The organism is Bifidobacterium sp. UTCIF-39 (genome assembly GCF_006408715.1).
Classification (GTDB): Bacteria; Actinomycetota; Actinomycetes; order Actinomycetales; family Bifidobacteriaceae; genus Galliscardovia; species Galliscardovia tissieri.
The window spans coordinates 21,186-37,871 of sequence record NZ_JEOG01000027.1 but is presented as its reverse complement, the minus strand read 5'-3'; the positions used below and the strand labels follow the sequence as shown (position 1 = coordinate 37,871).

General features: G+C 59.0%; 12 protein-coding genes. 3 read left to right on the top strand and 9 right to left on the bottom strand.

The window, feature by feature from the left end; all coding sequences use genetic code 11:
* Nucleotides 1-34 precede the first annotated feature (34 nt).
* The 5 genes from EP30_RS09845 to EP30_RS09825 form a co-directional block, all read right to left on the bottom strand.
* Nucleotides 35-1,156, bottom strand: a complete 1,122-nt coding sequence (locus tag EP30_RS09845) for a matrixin family metalloprotease (RefSeq protein ID WP_140558329.1) — start codon at nt 1,154-1,156, stop codon at nt 35-37.
* Nucleotides 1,156-1,680, bottom strand: a complete 525-nt coding sequence (locus EP30_RS09840; protein WP_219846821.1) for a hypothetical protein — start codon at nt 1,678-1,680, stop codon at nt 1,156-1,158. The genes EP30_RS09845 and EP30_RS09840 overlap by 1 nt, the downstream gene beginning before the upstream one ends.
* A 120-nt stretch (nt 1,681-1,800) precedes the next feature.
* Nucleotides 1,801-4,266 (bottom strand): type IV secretory system conjugative DNA transfer family protein, encoded by a 2,466-nt coding sequence (locus EP30_RS09835; protein WP_140558326.1) that lies wholly within the window; start codon nt 4,264-4,266, stop codon nt 1,801-1,803.
* Between the two features lie 142 nt (nt 4,267-4,408).
* Nucleotides 4,409-5,179 (bottom strand): hypothetical protein, encoded by a 771-nt coding sequence (locus EP30_RS09830; RefSeq protein ID WP_140558324.1) that lies wholly within the window; start codon nt 5,177-5,179, stop codon nt 4,409-4,411.
* The gene (locus EP30_RS09825; RefSeq protein ID WP_140558322.1) at nt 5,172-7,592 is read right to left on the bottom strand and encodes a hypothetical protein; all 2,421 of its coding nucleotides are present in this window, start codon (nt 7,590-7,592) and stop codon (nt 5,172-5,174) included. The genes EP30_RS09830 and EP30_RS09825 overlap by 8 nt, the downstream gene beginning before the upstream one ends.
* 175 nt (nt 7,593-7,767) lie before the next feature.
* Between EP30_RS09825 and EP30_RS09820 the strand changes: the two genes are divergently transcribed.
* The gene (locus EP30_RS09820) at nt 7,768-8,823 is read left to right on the top strand and encodes a caspase family protein (RefSeq protein WP_181160872.1); all 1,056 of its coding nucleotides are present in this window, start codon (nt 7,768-7,770) and stop codon (nt 8,821-8,823) included.
* Nucleotides 8,824-8,910: 87 nt separating this feature from the next.
* Here the strand turns inward: EP30_RS09820 and EP30_RS09815 are convergent, their stop codons facing one another.
* The 3 genes from EP30_RS09815 to EP30_RS09810 all read right to left on the bottom strand — a co-directional run bounded on the left by EP30_RS09815 (nt 8,911) and on the right by EP30_RS09810 (nt 13,321).
* On the bottom strand, nt 8,911-11,217 hold the full coding sequence (locus EP30_RS09815; RefSeq protein ID WP_140558317.1) for a hypothetical protein: 2,307 nt from the start codon (nt 11,215-11,217) through the stop codon (nt 8,911-8,913).
* A 106-nt stretch (nt 11,218-11,323) separates the two neighbouring features.
* Nucleotides 11,324-11,479 (bottom strand): hypothetical protein, encoded by a 156-nt coding sequence (locus EP30_RS10960; protein WP_181160871.1) that lies wholly within the window; start codon nt 11,477-11,479, stop codon nt 11,324-11,326.
* Between the two features lie 108 nt (nt 11,480-11,587).
* The gene (locus EP30_RS09810) at nt 11,588-13,321 is read right to left on the bottom strand and encodes a tetratricopeptide repeat protein (RefSeq protein WP_181160870.1); all 1,734 of its coding nucleotides are present in this window, start codon (nt 13,319-13,321) and stop codon (nt 11,588-11,590) included.
* 324 nt (nt 13,322-13,645) lie between these two features.
* Between EP30_RS09810 and EP30_RS09805 the strand changes: the two genes are divergently transcribed.
* Entirely contained in the window at nt 13,646-14,311 is a 666-nt protein-coding gene (locus tag EP30_RS09805) for a hypothetical protein (protein ID WP_140558313.1), read from the top strand.
* A 134-nt stretch (nt 14,312-14,445) separates the two neighbouring features.
* Nucleotides 14,446-15,357 carry an SEL1-like repeat protein gene (locus EP30_RS09800; RefSeq protein WP_181160869.1) on the top strand — a complete coding sequence of 304 codons (912 nt, stop codon included), beginning with the start codon at nt 14,446-14,448 and terminating at the stop codon, nt 15,355-15,357.
* 268 nt (nt 15,358-15,625) lie between these two features.
* Here the strand turns inward: EP30_RS09800 and EP30_RS09795 are convergent, their stop codons facing one another.
* The gene (locus EP30_RS09795; protein ID WP_140558308.1) at nt 15,626-16,588 is read right to left on the bottom strand and encodes a DUF3825 domain-containing protein; all 963 of its coding nucleotides are present in this window, start codon (nt 16,586-16,588) and stop codon (nt 15,626-15,628) included.
* Between the last annotated feature and the right edge of the window lie 98 nt (nt 16,589-16,686).

Here is a 16,686-nt window from a genome sequence, read left to right as displayed (position 1 = left end):
ACCGCGCCGCCACGTCAACGAATGTGAAGGACCGTTATCTGGCCGGGCAGTCCCGAACCAGTGCCTTCAGCGCCTGATGATCCGTGTCGGTCAGCTGCGGCGTGGAGTCGGCCACCGGATTCATGAACGATCCGGGTGAGTCGGTGTGGTCCAGGCCGAGGGCGTGCGCCACCTCGTGCTCGATTACCTCGACGGCAACCGGCTGACCGCCCTGACGGCTGTCCCCGCCGGTTTTGAAATAGTCCTCATTCAGACGGATGTCCGCATAGTAGATGATCGGCGCCTCGTCGTTGCGCGCAATGGCCTGCGGATGCGCCTTGCCCAGCACGCGTTGCGTACGGTTCATGTCGAAATCCGGATACTGTGCGGCGGTGAGGAATTCGAATTTGAACTCGGTATGGGTGGGGAGCGATCCGTTCGACTGGAACGATCCGTCGCCCACCTGCTGCACCTCCTGGAACCGCAGCCCGTTCACCGAGGTGATCGTTTCCAACGCCTGCGTCACCATGATGCGTTCGTTCTCGCTCACCGGACCGCTGAACGCATATTGGATCGGTTCGCAGGAGACCGTCAGTGCCGGCTGATTGCTGTTTGCTGAGAACAGCATGTACGCGTAACCGCCGGGCAGCGGGGTGTGGACGCCGTCGGCCTGTTGCGCCTGCTGGGATTGGCCGGTGTCCGGTGCGGGGGACTGGCCGTTGACGCTGCCGCCGGCATCGGAGGAATCGCCGCCGTCGTTTGGCTGAGCGGTCTGATCGTCGGTGTTGGGACTGGGGGAGGCGGTGTCGTTCGGTTTGCTGCCATCCGCGTTGCTATTCGGGTCCGTGCCGCCGAACAATCCATGGAGGAAATCCATGAATCCGTTGCCCGACGACGAATCACCATTGCCGTCGTTGCCATTGCCGTCGAACAGTCCCTGAACATGATCGTTCCACCACTGCGACGCGGAGTTCTTGACACCATCGACGGCATCGGTGGCCTTGTTCCCCAGATCGGATCCCCATTCCTGAGCCGACTGCGGCAGGTCGCGGACGGCCTGCGGAATTTCGACGCCGCATCCGGAGGTGCCCAGCAGCAGTGCGATCACCGTCGCGGACGCGCATACGGTTCGGCCGACGGTCTTGCCGAACCTGCTCCACCCCTTGCCGTCGGACATCAGTGCAGCACGCCTTCGGGCCAGATCACGGTGACCGGTTTGCCGACCTCATGCGCGTAGGCCACGGCATCCGCAGTGCCGCCCTTGCCGTTCGCCGGCTGGCCATCCCAGAACGCGACCAGCAGATCGCAGTCATCCACCACACGCTTGCCGGCTGCGTAATAGGCCTCCTCGCAGGGTTCCGCATACCCCAGCGTCACCACCTGCCGGGCCTTGCCCACCAGCGTCTGGAACGACCGCAATCCGGATTCGTCGAACGTACGCTCATAGCGTCTCGACGGAAGGATCGCCTTCAAGGTGTGTCCGGTGCGCAGAATCTCCGAGGCGAACAGCTGATCCGCACCCACGGCGAGCGAACTCAATCCCACCACGGGCTTGCCATCGTACTGCGTCAGCAATTCACGCAGTCCGCGCTCGACGAACACCCGAGCCTCCTCGGGAATATGCTGATGCCCCGTCACGCCAATGTGAATGATCTGCTGCTCGTTGCCCATCGGTTCGTTGCCCATCGGCTTATTGCCCATCTCGCCAACCACCTCGTTTCTCAAAGACGCTTTCGAGTCTACTCGCCGGGTGCCGGTTGATTCCAGCTCCCGGCTTCCTGATCTGATATTGCATGCCGTCCGTTCGGGGACGGTCACGGCCTACTCGGCCGTGACCCTGCCGGGGTGGATGGCCTCGATGATCCGGGAAATCGTGCTCGGTGTGGCGACACTCATGCCCTTCGCATTGGTCGTGTAGGGGTTGATGCTGAGCATCCGCTGAAGTCGAGCGGCCTGATCATCCGGATCATCGGGGGGATCCACTTCCAACGTGAACGGTTCGGTCGGCACTCCGTTGCGTGTGATCGTCGCGGCGGCACGGAAGGCGGGCATGCGCATGAGCTCATCCTCTGGCCAATTTCCCAACTGGGCGCTTGCACGGGATGCGTCGCGCAGGCCAGTACGGAGCGCGATGAATGATCCCGCATCCGCCTCCAGCGCGTCCGCCAGACGGGGGCTCAGCTGTCCGACGCGCTGATGGGCCACCACCACGCACACGCCGAACTTGCGGGCCTCGTCCAGAAGCGAGGCGAGCGGGCCGAATGCAGCGGCATGTGCCTCGTCGATCACCACCACGAACGGCTTGTCTGTATGCCGACGTCGGAGCATGGCACTCTTGACCTGAATCAGCCAGCATGCCAGCAGGAACTGCGCGGCCGACTGTCCCAGTTCGCTTCCGGCCAGATTCACCGCCAAGCCCACGCCGCGGTCCATGCAATCGACCAGATCGATCGTGTTCATGCCGCTGCCGAGGATGTTCATGAGCATCGGCGACGAATGCAGCACGTTGAATCGCGACCCCAGCCATGAAAACACCTCTTGGGCATCGGAGCCGGTGAGTCCGGACAGCTCGTGCCGGATGTGCAACGCGGTCTGCATGTCGATGTCCCGCATCTTCACCGCGAGCTTTTCGCACAGATCCTGCCTCACCAGCGTGCTCGTGACCTTGGGGATCGAAACAGCGCCCACCATGCGGTAGGCCTGCGCGATCAACGAGAACGCCGAGGCCGCGCGCTCTCCGAACATGCCCTGAGCGGTCGGATCGATGTACTCCTTCATCGCATTGGTGATCTCATTGACCTTCATCGCGAACATGTTGTCGTCATCGTCGTCACTGAGGGGATTGAGCGGCGTCACCTGATCCCTGTTGGCATGGTCCACGGCGAAGGTGCGGAAGTCGACCGTCTGACGGGTGTTGACCATGATCCGGTCCATCAGGTCGCGATGCGTGGACAGGAAGATGAATCCCACGCTCTGATCGGCCAGCTCGCACGCGAGGTTCACCAGCAAGGTGGTCTTGCCGGAACCTGGGGCTCCTAATATATGCAGATGCCGGGTCAGATCGGACGGTTCGACCGCAACGTCCACGTGCTCGCCTTCCGCGGTCAGGACCGAACCGAGTCGGATCGGATGATCCTCGGCGGGTTCCGGCATCGGATCCAGGACCCGTGGCGCGACCGGCATCCGTTCGCTGTGCATGCCGGGGAACGGTTTTGTATCGGCGACTGGCAGGCGCAGGAATGCGCTCGCGCCGGCGGCCGGAATCAGGTTGCCGCGCAGCGTCGCGGATTCGGGACTGCACGAGTCCAGATACTCCTCCATGGTCATGTGGCGGATATCCGAGCTGGTGAGTGTCTTGAACTCGCTGAGTACGGCTCCGCTCACCCTGTCGGGCGCGCTGATCGTCACGCGGAACTGAATCGGGGGCGTGTTCGGGAAAGCGGGCAACTGGCTGAAATCGCGGTTGCGGTCATACAACTGCGTGGCCATGGCCTGACCAATGGGATCGGCGCGATGCATCATATAGGTGATCGCCGTGCCCTCATGAGCGAGCATGGTGCGGAACAACATGGTTGCATCCTTGCCATGCAGGGAATCGATCGGGCTGGGCATGCCGTTGGAGAATCCGTGGGCGCTGTACAGCAGATCATTGTTCATGATCGTGAGGAACCGATCATCGAGCGTGTCGTCATCATCGATGTCGATGGTGGTGCCAGTGCCGCGACCAGTCGTCGACGACGGCATCGACATCATGGGCCACTGCGTCGTCCACGATAGCGGTATCGTCGCCTCGTATGCGTCCCGGGTGAATATGGGGTCAAGGAACACCTGCGTGGTGTCGGCGAGGTTGAAGATGCCGTCGAACACGTAACGCATGTCGTCTGCCCACGCGGCGAACAGGCTCTCCTCATTGGGGCCGGGGCATTCAATGGAATCGGCGGCGTCCGGCGATGCCGCCAGAGTGATGTTCAGTCGACCGTCGTGGCTGCTGATGCGGATCATTACAGTGGTGTCGTTCATGTTCACGATATCGATGAGTCTGCGCGTCATCGTGACGATCCGGGACTGACGATCCCTGCCTTGCTGGAGCGACATCACCGGAAGCGTGATCCACGGATGCGTGGCGATGGGGTGGACGGTATGGGCTTTACGCGTCGAATGCGATGTGCTGGTCTTTCCCGTCTTGCTGCGTGACCACTGCGTATGCCGGTGTGTCTTCGTCTTGTCGGTAGTGCCGTTGGTGGCGGCATGCCGATTGTCACGCTGCTCGGAAGAGTGATTTACCATGATTGCGCCTTTCTGTGCATCGAATGACGTCGATCGGATGATCGCGTCACTGGGTACAGGCGCAACTACGGGATGCCGTGCACTGCGACACGCTGCAGGAATGGGAAATTGACAATAAGCGGGACTGAACGATCCACTGATGTCAGCGGACACTGATCCGCACGGGCAGTGCTCCGCCAGGGGAGAGGACACCGTCGAATCTGGCCGGTGGCATGCCCTGACCGGCGTCCACCGGGCCAAGCGACGTCTGTGTGCCGTCCTGCCAATGCAGGATGAGTGTGTAGGAGCGTATCCGGGCTTGCGAACGTAGCTCGAGGATGATCCGATCTTGAGTGTTTTCCCGATGACGGGCCAGAATGATCAGGCCTCCTCCTCGGAACTGTTTCTCCCACGGTTCATTCGTGTTCGTTGCCATTATCGCGGCCGACGAGCCGGGTGTCGTGCCATCTGCCGATCCGCGTGCCAATGTGGTTAGCGCAGCCGAATCGAATGGAGTCGCGGCCAATTCCAGACTGAGCAAATCCGCGTCAAGATCCCAATCGGACCATCCGTATCCGGCCATGCGTGCGATGTCGAGGTTCGGATGGTCGCCGCCGCCGTATTCGCGTTCATACTCCAGCGCATTCCGGAATCCGACGGGCAGCAGTTCGAGATCGGTGCCGTTACCAAGGCCCATCGCCCGCCGATAGGTCTCCCATACGTCGTTGACTGATGCAACAAGCCGGGGATCGGCCAGCACCGTGTAGCCCAGCGCGGTGCCGAAACCGTGCATCGCCCCCGCGTGGAGGGTCCAGGCGTCCACGATCGGGCCGGCCGGCTCATCACCCCACACATCACGGGCGGCCCGCAGGCTGTCCTTTCCGAATAGCAGATCCGTGAAGGACTGCGGTGTGGTGTCGTAGTCGTTACTCATAGTTGCATACCTTTCCATTGAGGCTGCCGATGCAGTAAGGTTTGCGTTCATGCATACCGGATAAATAATCGTCGACGGTCATATCGTGGCCGCTCCACTCATCCGGCCCGCCGGGGATATCGACGCTGGTCGCATATCGTGCGGCGTCCTGAAGATTGGCGCGTTGCACATCACAGATCACATGCTCTGCCGCGTGCAAGGCAAGATCGCGTCTGCGCTGCTGCTGTCGATACGTATCGTCGTCTTCATCCGAAGACGGCTTTCTGGAGATCGCCGCAGCATCGCTCTTGTTGACTTTGACCAATATGGTTGCCGTACGAGTCAACGGATCCCGTCGTCTGCGGTCGATGATCCTTACAGCACGGTTCACGTCCTCGATGCCCTTGAAATCAGTGGCGTTGGGCAGGATCACGGCGTATTCCGGAAGATCATTCGCCTCGGGGTTGGGAGTGAGATAACGATGCCATAGACTGGTGCGGACTCGGCCGACCACGCTGCCCCACGGGTCATGGGCCCAGCCAGTGGCGAGCGCGGCGAACATCACGATCTTCAGACTGGCATCGATGGGACCTTGAACGTTGGGACTGTCCGGATGTTCGATGGCATCGATATGCGAGTCGATCATTTCGATTGAGTCGAACGTGCATCCGCCAAGTCCGCCGAGTATGTACAGTATGCGCATCATGGCCTTGGCCGCTTTGCGATAGCTGTTGACGACGGCACGCTTGGGATTGGAAAGCGTCTCCAGTCTGGGATCATAGGTGTCAAAGGCGTACTGCCGGTACACGGCTTCGCCGAACGCAGAGGATTGGAGGGAGGGATTCCGACTATCCACTGTCTTCAGTGCCGCTCGCAATGCCATGCATCCACGCCAATCCGGAGCGAAGAGCTTCGACGGATGTATCGGTATGCCGATGTCCGGATGCTGCGATTGCATCCAGCCGTAGATGACGCGCATGGTGTCGTAAATGGTAGAGCGGGTGTAGGAGCTGGTGGCCGTATTGTCGGCGGCACTGTCGTATGCCGGCTGATGATCATCATCGTCCTTGTCGTCGGTGTCATTCGACGAGGTTCTCTCACTGCCGGCGATGTCCGGGAAGCGGTACTGCGTGGTGCGCTTGACCGTACCGTCCTCATTGAGGATGATTGTGCCGTGCTCATCCTTCATGGGAACCGTGTCTCGGATCGCTCCGTGAAGGTTCAGCCATGCCTGAATAAGCTGCGGGCGTGCGGGAACATCACTGCCGACTAGGTTCCGGTCCCGTTCGTCAAGTTTGAGCACATATCGTACGATCGTCGAGACGACTGAGGTTTGCGAGAGCGCCCCATGCTGATCGAGAAAGACGGTCGCGGTGCGCTCTTGATCCGGTGCGACTGACGTGTTGCACAACGACGTGATGGATGCGATCATCGCGGAGTAGGCTACGGACATGGCATCCTGCGCTGTGTCCCGGGATGAGGAACCGTCGGAATCAGCAGGGGTCTCTTCCTGTCCGCGGCCGGGGAAACGGACCTGCAGCTTGTTACAGACCTCGCGGGTTTTGCTCAGCAGAATTTGCCAGTCGGGACCGTCATGTTCGATCTCCTGATGGATGGCCCCCAGTGCCAGCGCATAGTTGAGGATCCACACACGGACTCTGGCACGGGCACGAGGCGTACCGCGGAGCGCGAAGTGCTTGGCGTCGGCCGTGTCGGTGTCGGCATCGTCGTCGACACCCGCCAGAAAGTTATGCCGCAGATTCCTGCTGATCGCATCTATCCAGGCCTTGCGTGCATTATCCAGCAGGTCATTGGCCTGCTTGTCCGTCAGCCGGGTGCCCCACGTGTCGACGGTCTTCCGTATCTCTTCGACCAGATCCGTGGTGGCGCTGGCCGCGAGCTCCTCGGCGATCGACCGGTACCAGCGTTCCGTGATGTCACAGGCGATGGTCCGGGAATCGCCATACACGGGAACACCATAGTTGTATTGCACGGCGGCCTGATAGGCATCCCTGTCCGTGCGATCATCAGGGTGCTCAGCGGCTAGGACGAGCGCCGGAAAATCGTCGTGCATCCATTGCTGCTGCGCTTCAGCCAGATGACTCTCCGCATCATTGAGAATATGCAGGGCATGGTCCATGGGGATGCCGGACCGTTTTGTGAGGTACGTGCCGATGCTGAATGACGGCTCCTCGACGTTCGGTGGCTCGATCTCTTGGTCAAGGAGCAGGCATCCGTTCTTGAAGATGGTATTGCGTTTCCGCTGGCTGGGTTTGGTCAGTGTCTGCACGATGGAGAACACTTCGTAGCAGAAGTCCAGTGCGGATTTCGACAGCTCCGGAGAGTCTGCCGCCGGATTATGTTCCGCGACACCGAGACCGTCCTGTCGCTGATGCGCATTGTCGTCGTATTGAGGGCCGTCTGCATTGATCATGTGCACTTCCTCTTTTCCGATCATGACGTCAGGGAATCAACGTGCACATACCCGTGCGCACGTGCGCGTGTGTCTAACCGACTAGTCCTAGTCATCGATGAGCCTTCACTTCAGTCTACTCCTGCATATAATGGCCGAAACGGTGCGATGCAGTGATGAGGGGGGTAAGGGATTCATGGCCGATGTACGCGAAGCGTTGTATATAGGTATCAACGAGTACGATCATCGGCCTTCGCTGTGCGCGTGCGAGGCCGACGCCCGTGCCATGGCCGAGGCCCTGGAGGTCGAATTCGGCGGCAAGTCGAATTGGACTCCTGTTGCGTCCTCGTTGCTCGTCGGAGCACGAGCTACCGAGAGTGAACTGATGACTCGAGTGGAGAATCTGCTGCAATCGGGTGCCTACGACCATGGCGATGCGTTGCTCTACTTCTCCGGTCACGCCGACCGGTTTGATGATGATCTGCTGCTCGCTGCAGTGGATGACGACCCTTCCGATCCGGACTCACGTCGCGGTCTCCGATTCTCTCGACTGGTGCGGTTCATCCGTGACGCGCAAGGCATCGGCAGCGTGACTATCATTCTCGACTGCTGCCATGCCGGTGCGATCAAGAACATCGACATCCCTGTGAACGTGACCGTGCTGGCTGCGGCACGTGACAATCAGCAAGCCATCGAAAGCAATGGGCGGGGACGGTTCACAGGCATTCTGCTCGCAGGCCTGAACGGCGAATCCGTGGGCAGCGCCGACCTGTTCGGCGGCGTGACCGCGGTGTCGCTGTATACGGATGCGAACGCCATGCTCAACTATCGCCGCGATCGTCAGCAGCCGATGCTCAAGGCATGTCTGGAGAAGATCATCGTGCTCAAGCATGTGCGGCCGAGTCTTGACATCCAATGCCTGCGGCGATTGGGCGGTGACGATCCGAGACCGGGTCGGGGACGAATCTTCGACAGGGCAGATGCCGCGTTCGAGGCCTATCCGGAGATGGAGGCGCCGAACGCCGATCGAGGCGAATACCGTACCGGGGACGAGCGGGAACAGGACCTCACCGATTCGCAACGGCTGATGAACGATTTCAAATACTGGCGGAACGTGCATCTGATCGAACTGTACGACGAATACGGGGAGCCGTCGGATGATCTGTTCTTCGTCTGCTTGCATCGCGGCACTATCCTGCTGACGTCCCGCGGACGATACTACTGGAATCTCGTCACGCAGGGACGTCTGTAGACTCCTTTGCGGCAATGATCCTCGTATGGTGTTCCCCAGACGCGGATGTGTTCGGGGAACGCCATACAAGAATGGGAACCTGCGGGGCTACTTGCGGATCCCGTCGTCATGCAGCCCGACGAAGGTGAACGTGATCAGCCCGTTGTCGCCTTCGTAGTAGTGCATGCGTCGTGCCGCCGCCGTTCTATGGTTGAGGTACAGGCGCCAGACCGTTTCGCCGTTCGGTCCCCTTTCGTAATCGGAACCCCTCTTGCCGGCCCTCTTGCGGTGGAGTTGATATCCTTCCAGGGATTTCGCGCGTCCGGTCAGTACGTCGACGGCTGCCTGCACTACCAGATTGCGGTCCACGGGAGTGTCGGCCAACGTGTCGAAGAACTCCCTGGTGTATTTCCAGGTAAGGGGAAGCGGCAGGCGCTTCTTATCGCCGATCGACAGTCCCGTCGCCCATGCCTCGCGGATCCATGCGTCGAATCGGGCCGATTCGCAGCGAAAGCGCTCCGCGTCATCGTCGAACAATGCCGTACCATAGACATCCTTTCGCATGGTGCGGTACCGTCCGTCCAGATTGGCGATTTTCAGACGCAGATCCCTGATCTTGCACTGATCGTTTTTCCGCTGCCGGGTGAGCTTGGCCTTGCTCTGCTTCAGCGTGTCATTAAGGTTCTGCATGTCGCGGATCTGGTCGGCGAGCATCATGATCATATCCGCACTGCTCGGGTCCGCGGATTCGGGAATCAGCGATCTGATATCCGAATCCTTGTCGATGCGAACCGCGGATTGCGCGATCGAAATCTCCTCGGCGGGCCTCTGGTCCTGGGGTTGCAGCCATGACGGTCCTCCTTCGATCAGTGCGGGCGCGGGCTGGATGTGGTCCATATCCAGATTCTGGAACGAGATCGTCCAGTCAGTGTCCGTCTTGCCTCGATGAATGATGCGCAGGGGGATCACGGAATGCACTTCGAGCATCATACGCATGTCATCACCGTCGAGCCGACTGCCGTAAGCGTCCTCGATACGCACGGTCACCGGCATGCCTGGGTATAGCGAGACTCGGCAGTAGTCTTGCCGAACCTTGTCCACGCGGCCGAGCACGGTCTGACCGTCACGGTAGGAGGCAATCGCATGCCACCCATCCTGAATGGTCAGTCCGGTCAGTATCCGGAGCTTGGGGTCGAATACCCCCCGAACTTTTTGCCCCTTGGCCAGCACGCGCTCCGCAGGCAGCTCCTGGGTTTCCTCGGGAAGCGCGATGGAGATGAGATCACCACCATATCGGGCGATGCCTCGACCGCTACAGGTGCCGAGCACCGTGGCCGTGACCATGGACTGCGATCGTGTCGGGATGGCAGAAGACGCATACTGTTTGACGAACATGCTAATCGCATCGTCAACGATGATGGGCAGCACGGCGAGCCCACCCTTTTCCGTATACGCCGTGTACGGTCCCCACAACAGGTATGGATTGTCAGCCCAGTTTCGAGACGCCGAATACAGGCGCAACGCTCCGCCGTAGGGGTGGGTGTCCGTCGGAAGCAGAGCGCTGAGACGCCATACCGCTCTCGGGTTCTCCACTTCGACCACCGATGCGTAGCCCTTCAGCTGTTCTGCCAGATCCACGGTGTCGATCGCGCAGGTTCTGGGATTGGAGCGTCTGGTTGCCACGACCGTCGGTAACCGACGATCGGACATGAGCCACTTGGCAAAGACGTCGATGTCATCTTCCAGCGCGATATGTACCAGTCCGTCGCCCTCGTCGCACGGGGCGCCGTTCCAGATGGGATGGCTGTCATCGATGCCAACCGCGGACGCCGATGCAACGGAACCGATGTTCGTCGTTGCCTGGCTCGTCGTAGTGCCGTTCGTTGCATCGGCATGAACGGTTGCGACGCCGACCGCCTGCCGCGATCGTGACAGCTGTTCCCGAGTGGTCTGCTCCCGGATCAGTCGATACAGGGTGAGCTCGTACTGCTTCCGATTTCGATTCGGGGTATTCAGCAGCAACTTCGACAGGGCTGGGTCTCCTTCGAAGCAGTTGCACTCGGAGGGATAGATACGGGACGCGCCATTGAATGCGGAACGGGCCTTGCCGATTCGATAGGTGAATCGGTTGTTCAGCCAGCCCGGATCGGTAATCACCGCCACGTCGACGTCGAATTCGGCGCGAATTTTTTCGGGGTCGACGATCGGACGCTTCGCCCTGTTGGGAACGGTCACCAGCACCAGTGGGCGCTTGCGGTAAAACAGCTGCAGGTATGAGAACAGTGCAAGCACCTCGTCAAGCGTGCGGATATACACCACATGGTCGGAGGGGAATACGTCGGCTGTTCGAGTATGGCTGTTGGGCATGATATCGGCACTGGTGATGACTGTGGACTTCCTGGTGTTCTTGGACATGATCGAATCTCTTTTCGCGTTGTGCGATGACGATGAATGAATATTGAATATGGGAAGACCCCCGGCTGCATATGCAACCGAGGGTCTTCGTCGGACGGTTATGCGATCAGAAGTCGCAGCCGCAGTGGGGGCAGCGGGCGCTGCCGCCGTCGTGGTTCTCGAGGAAGATGGAGCTGTAGAGCGTGGCTCCGCAGTCGGGGCAGGTCACCTCGAGGTCGAGGTCCCTGCCTTCCTCGTTCTCGTCGAAGTATTCGTATGCCATGATGGTTTCCTTTCGGTTGGTGGTGGGCGATCGATCGATCGTCACCCCTAACAGACGCAACCGAATGTCTCCGGACATCGCGACACGCCGAGGACGGGGAATGAACTTTTACTTGTGGAGCCTTGCCAGACTATCGATGGCTCGAGCATATTCCTGTGCTGCTGCTTTGCGGTACCAGTATTCTGCGGCTTTGACATCCTGCAGGACTCCGATGCCACTTCTGTAGAAGTTGCCGAGCCGCCATTGCGCTTCGGCGAGATCCTGATCCGCGGCCTTACGGTACCAATGCATGGCATTGCCGTCATTCTGCGGCAAGCCTCGTCCGTTTTCATATGCCAGTCCCAGATTGCACTGCGCCTGCGCATTGCCCTGATCGGCTGCCATGCGATACCAGTATGCCGCCTGCGTGTAGCTCTGATCGACCCCGCGGCCCATCTCATACATGAAACCGAGATTGCACTCAGCACCAACATGCCCTTGCATGGCGGCCTTACGGTACCAATCGCAGGCGTCGCTGTTGCTCTGTTCTACTCCGATGCCATGTGCTAGGCAGAATCCGAATCGGAACTGGGCTTCAGCAAGACCTTGCGCGGCGGCCTTGCCATACCAGCGGGCGGCTTCTCTGTCGTTCTGCTCGATGCCGAATCCATAGGCGTAGTTGTATCCCAGATTGTACTGTCCGAACTTGTTGCCGTTCTCGGCGGCTTTGCGGTACCAGCGATTCGCTTCCGCACGGTCCTGTTTCATGCCCAGTCCCCTGCCATAGAGCACTCCCAGATTGTTCTGGGAAAGAGCGTAATTCTGTTCGGCGGCTTTGCGGTACCAGATTGCCGCTTGCTGATAACTTTGCGGCACTCCGCGACCTAATTCATACAGACGTCCCAATTCATTCTGGGCCGGTGCGAATGATGCATTGGCGGCGACCTGATACCAGTGAGCCGCTTGATCCAGATTTCTGTCGCAACCTTCCCCATATTCGTATGCGATTCCCAGATTGACCTGAGCCTTTGGATAACCGTGTTCTGCCGACTTCCGCGTCCAGATCCAGGATTCCGTGAGGTCCTTGTCCACGCCCTTGCCGTCTCGATACAGTACCGATAGGGCGAACTCGGCAGGTGCATATCCCCACATCGCTGCATATCGACAATATTCCGCCGCTTTCTCATAGCTCTGCGGCAGGCCATCAGAACCATCCCGATATTTGGAGGCAAGGTCAAGCTGTGCAGAGGAGATTGGATCGGCATCGCGCCATGGAGTGTCCTTCTCCGTCTGATAATTGCGAAGATCCGCGGTTTTCGCAATGTGATCTCTGGTGTTGGAATCGGCTCGCAGCGTCTTGATGTCATGGTTCATGGCGGTGATGATGCGTTGCATCCACCCATCGGATATCTGCTCGTTGGGCCATGTTCCCGTCAGTACATTGGAGTACTGCAACCGTTTCCGATAATCGTTCAGACGCTGCCACTCGTCGCTGTCCGTGATGGTGTCGGGATCGTTGAAATAGACATGGCAGGGTTTCCCGCTCGATATCGCGAGGTGGATCTCTTCGGCGGTTCCGGATTCGGCCCGAGGGGTGGGTGTGCCGAGTGAGACATTGAACACGGCGAATATGATGTCCGCGTTTTCGATGATCTGATGATTGGTGATTTCCTGACCGTCGTGGCCCGGTTCATGTACGGGCACGGTGTCACGAGGCCAGCGTTGTGGAATGACACGGCACTGGAGCATGGACTCTGCGGATTGATTCCATGTGAGTAGCGCATGTTCGATTGAGTTCTTGGCCTTTTCCGCATCAACGGGACCGATGATACCGACGCGAAATTGTTCGATGTAATCAGGCATGGGAATCCTTTCACTTTCGAGTATAGAAGAAGCAGAACAATGAGTCCGTGGCGCTATGCGGGAAGCTCCGTGCATCGTCATCCCCCTCATGGTGATCGACATGGTGGAATGGGTACGGGCTCGTTCATCGGAATGAACAAGCCCGTCTTCTTGTCCAGACGCATCCGCATCGATTTCGTTCGCGACACGCCGACACTGTGCGCCAAAACACGCGATTTTAGGCAAATTCGCGAAATCCATGCCATGAACCATCGCGGTTGCGTCTGTTCACAGTGACATCGCACATAACGCGTGATGCGACACGGCAACGATGAACAAGGAGCAATGATGGGGAGTTACACGATCTATGACGGCATTCGGAAGAACTACCAATGGCCTCGCCGCATGTGGTCGCATCGCGATACTGTATCCGACGCGACCACCGTCATCAAGGCGTTGCGCGACGAACTCGGCGTCATCATTCTGGCCGGACAGCAGGGTACGGAACTTTCCCGCAACCTTACCGAGGACAGTCTGTTTCTTGACTTCCACGACCTGACGCAACGGTCGTCATGGAAGCTGAGCGGCCACGATGGCAGCGCGCTGCCCACCACATTGGACGCCTGCCTGCTGCTGTACGGTCTGCTCGCCGTCCTGCGTGCGGAGCGTGAGCATCGGCGATATACGCCGATCGACAGTCTGGGATTCACCTTGGCGCAGGGCCGACTGTTCTCCGGCGATGATGTCGACGATCTCGATGAATGGTGCGGTCGCATCTTCGATGGCGTTGACAGGGAATCCCACGGAGCCCTCGGATGGTTTGTGGACCGTTTGAAGCATGAATCATCGGCGATGTTGCCGGCGAAGCCGTCGGCGTCATATGGACCGGACGGTTCCTATGACGATATCGTCCCCGACATGCTCGTTTCAGTCACCGCAGCCATGCTGTCGCCCGAGTCATCGCCGATGAATGGACACGGCGACGGAATGATTTCCGAGAATGATCAATAAGGAGGAGCGCAATAATGCCTGATGATTGGAAGGATGATGTGTGGCCGGCATCGGATTCGTCCGATGCCTGGTCCGACGATCACGCTGGTGATACGGCGGCGGAGTCCCGCCTGTGGAAGGCCCAGAGCGGGGATTTGTTCGCTCAGATCGGTGTGATCGAGGATCTGCTGGATGGTGATCCCTCACATCTGGGCGATATTGAATCCTGGTGCGATACGGTGCTGGACAATCCGGCGCTGAAGGCCGAGTTAGATACCCGGGGCGACATCATGCTCATCGCGGTGTGCTTGTACCGGGGGCTGGCGAATCAGTCAAGACGTGACTCGGAATCAGAGAAGGAATCCTTTGTCTGGCTGGTGCGGGCCTCGTATTGCGAGAATGCCCTTGCCGGATACGCGCAGCATGCACTCGGTGAATGCTACCTGTTCGGCCGTGGCGTGTCGTTCGATCCGAGTCGGGCGCGCCATTGGTTCACGAAGGCGCAGGATAGTCTACTAAGGCTGTTGTCCGATTCGTGGGATTCGTCGGCGGTGATCATGCTGTATCACATTGCGCGGCATGAGCTGTTCCGGTATCCCGACGCCGTTAAATGGTATACGATCGGCGCGCGCAAGAGAATGAGGGATGCGCTGCTGCTGTTCAATCGCAGCACCATTCCAGAGGTCAGCCGCGTGTGGGATCCAGAGGAGGCCTATCCCATCGACGAAGTGGAACGGTGCATCGGGGTCGGTCGGAAGCGGATCGTGGATACCCTGCATGAGGTGGGTTACGGTGATGCTCTGGATGTTTCGGACGTCCCGGCTTCGTTGGATGGCATTGCCGCGTCGCTGGTGCAGGATCGCGTCTTGTCTCCCAAACCGCAGAGTGATCTCCTGACGGATAGGTACCGGTCGTTGCTGGCGGAATGCGAGGCCCGTCTCGGATTCCGGTTCACGACCGATGAAAAGGAGGTTCGGCGTACCTGCCAGGAGCTGCATCGTCGTCTCAACTTCTTTGCCGAGTACGACCGATGGATGAATGAACGGTCAGACCGTCAGCCGGACTGAATGCCGGAATGCCATGATACTCAGCGATGCCACGGCGTTCATTGCCGGAGCATTATTCTGCGTGTCAACTGTGTGGTCATGGCAGTGAGCGTCCGTCCGGATTATGCTTGCCGTTCCGATGCGAACTGCCTCCCAAAAAAATGGCACCACACCCGCATGGCGGCGGCGATGATGATCATGCCGGTGTCGAGTAATGGGAGGGAACGCCCTATCTGTGGCTTTCCGGGCATGCCGGTTGTGCCGGGGAAGCCACAGATAGCTGAATAACTCAGCTCAACTGCATCCGCCTATCGACAGGGCGTCGGATCAGCCTTGCATTTTTGTATGCCATTTCCGGCGTGAGAATCGTCTGCCCGATGTATTTACCGCTGGTCGGTTCCAGTGCAAGGTACACATCGGGGAGGGGGCGATCGGTAAGATGCAACGGCATCAGTAGCGTGATGCCGTTGGTTCGAGGATAGTAGGCGATCATCACCGTCTGATAGTCCAGTTGGGCCATCTTTCTGGCGCATTCCACGGAGGAATCCAGCCTCGCCTTCAGACTCCGGTAGATTTTCTGATCGTTCTCGATGAAGCGAAGTACATTGCCCGGAGCGGACTGCAAACCGTGTTTCATGTCATCTAGAAAACACAGGCAGGAGGGATCATGGATTTCATTTTCGAGCATGGAAATCGGAAGACGATTCATCCTTTCGATGAGAATGTGCTCGTAGCAGAGACTGATGCCTTTGTTGGGGTCAAAGAGCGGAATCCGGTCGTTCGAAAAAAACCGGGCCCTCTGGGGAGGCATCGGGAATCGCCGTACGATCTCCTTGCCGCAGTATCCCCGACCTTCGGTACAGAACGTGTCAAGCCGCCATTCCTGCCGGTCACAATTCTCGTTGGGAACGAATGCCGCATAAAGGTCTTCGAGACGTGGCGTCATCAGGCCGGTGTTGAAGCATGCGAATTTCCCCTCGTCCTTGAGGATCTTGCCTTCCTTGGACAGGCGGTAGAACGTCAGCTGCAGGTAGTTCAGAAGAATATCGTAATTCCGCGTTGTTGTGGTTCGCTCAAAACTCCAAGGTTCGGGAAGAGCCATGTCGGCCAGCGTCGCGAGCTGCTGGTTCAGATTCTTAATCCATGCGAATTCGAATAGCGCGTTGCGGGGGTTTGCTTCCCAAGTCTTTTCGGAGTTTCTGGCGTCATGGCTCTTGACGACATTGGGAGTCGGCATCGTGTTGGCATTCATGATGGTCCTTTTCTGTAGAGGGCGATTCGTATGAACCGTCGGTGTCTTCTACAGACGCAACCGCATGCATCCACGACCGCGACACGCTGTGGATGCGT

Excerpts from the sequence above, each read along its gene's own strand:
- EP30_RS09805 (WP_140558313.1), top strand. The coding sequence starts at position 13,646 with ATGATGGGGAGTTACACGATCTATGACGGCATTCGGAAGAACTACCAA.
- EP30_RS09795 (WP_140558308.1), bottom strand. The coding sequence starts at position 16,588 with ATGAATGCCAACACGATGCCGACTCCCAATGTCGTCAAGAGCCATGAC.
- EP30_RS09815 (WP_140558317.1), bottom strand. The coding sequence starts at position 11,217 with ATGTCCAAGAACACCAGGAAGTCCACAGTCATCACCAGTGCCGATATC.
- EP30_RS09810 (WP_181160870.1), bottom strand. The coding sequence starts at position 13,321 with ATGCCTGATTACATCGAACAATTTCGCGTCGGTATCATCGGTCCCGTT.
- EP30_RS09825 (WP_140558322.1), bottom strand. The coding sequence starts at position 7,592 with ATGATCAATGCAGACGGCCCTCAATACGACGACAATGCGCATCAGCGA.
- EP30_RS09835 (WP_140558326.1), bottom strand. The coding sequence starts at position 4,266 with ATGGTAAATCACTCTTCCGAGCAGCGTGACAATCGGCATGCCGCCACC.
- EP30_RS09845 (WP_140558329.1), bottom strand. The coding sequence starts at position 1,156 with ATGTCCGACGGCAAGGGGTGGAGCAGGTTCGGCAAGACCGTCGGCCGA.
- EP30_RS09830 (WP_140558324.1), bottom strand. The coding sequence starts at position 5,179 with ATGAGTAACGACTACGACACCACACCGCAGTCCTTCACGGATCTGCTA.
- EP30_RS09820 (WP_181160872.1), top strand. The coding sequence starts at position 7,768 with ATGGCCGATGTACGCGAAGCGTTGTATATAGGTATCAACGAGTACGAT.
- EP30_RS09840 (WP_219846821.1), bottom strand. The coding sequence starts at position 1,680 with ATGGGCAATAAGCCGATGGGCAACGAACCGATGGGCAACGAGCAGCAG.
- EP30_RS10960 (WP_181160871.1), bottom strand. The coding sequence starts at position 11,479 with ATGGCATACGAATACTTCGACGAGAACGAGGAAGGCAGGGACCTCGAC.